The sequence below is a fragment of the Pedobacter jamesrossensis genome, from assembly GCF_042650905.1.
In the GTDB taxonomy this organism is placed as follows: domain Bacteria; phylum Bacteroidota; class Bacteroidia; order Sphingobacteriales; family Sphingobacteriaceae; genus Pedobacter; species Pedobacter jamesrossensis.
Genome location: NZ_JBHSBY010000047.1, coordinates 1 through 575, shown reverse-complemented (window position 1 = coordinate 575; position 575 = coordinate 1). Strand labels below are relative to the sequence as shown.

The 575-nt window shown below is 40.3% G+C and carries 1 protein-coding gene; it reads right to left on the bottom strand.

What is annotated here, in order from left to right:
• Positions 1-78: 78 nt before the first annotated feature.
• The gene (locus ACFOUY_RS08935) at positions 79-426 is read right to left on the bottom strand and encodes a hypothetical protein (protein ID WP_378960161.1); all 348 of its coding nucleotides are present in this window, start codon (positions 424-426) and stop codon (positions 79-81) included.
• Positions 427-575: the final 149 nt, after the last annotated feature.

Genomic DNA, 575 nt, shown 5'->3' with positions numbered 1-575 from the left:
ACATTAACTAATTGGTTATAAGTTAAATATAAGAAAATAAACCCATAAAAACAAGTCAAATAGTTGGTAATCAGATATTTAAACACTTAACTTAATGACATTGCCCCTGTGCCAGGCGGCGTAACCGCTTACGGCAAGTTTACCTGCGCCGTAATTAACAAGCCCTGAAAGGTCAGCCCAGTTATTCACCCCCTGAGAAGTGCTCAGATCAAGGTTGCCAGCGACTCCTTTTACCACACCAACAGTTTTGATGTTGATGATACCTGTGTTTCCGTTCACCTCGTATTTAGCGGGCGGTTTACTTAGGAATTCTACCTGTTTAATATTACCTGTTGGCATTGCCTTGAGCATTTTGGCCAAATCGCGCGCCGTCATTTTAACCACCTTATCATTAATCATGATCTGTACCTGGGATTTTCCACTCATCAGAATCGCATCCTGGTTATCGCTGATGGTAATGCCCGGCGCTAGCCCAATGTCATTAAGTTAAGGATTTTTATATTGCATCTTTTTGATTTTTAGTTACTTTAGGTTTCACTCTGGCTCTGAACTTATCCTTATTCCTTTGATTTGTT

Excerpts from the sequence above, each read along its gene's own strand:
- ACFOUY_RS08935 (WP_378960161.1), bottom strand. The coding sequence starts at position 426 with ATGAGTGGAAAATCCCAGGTACAGATCATGATTAATGATAAGGTGGTT.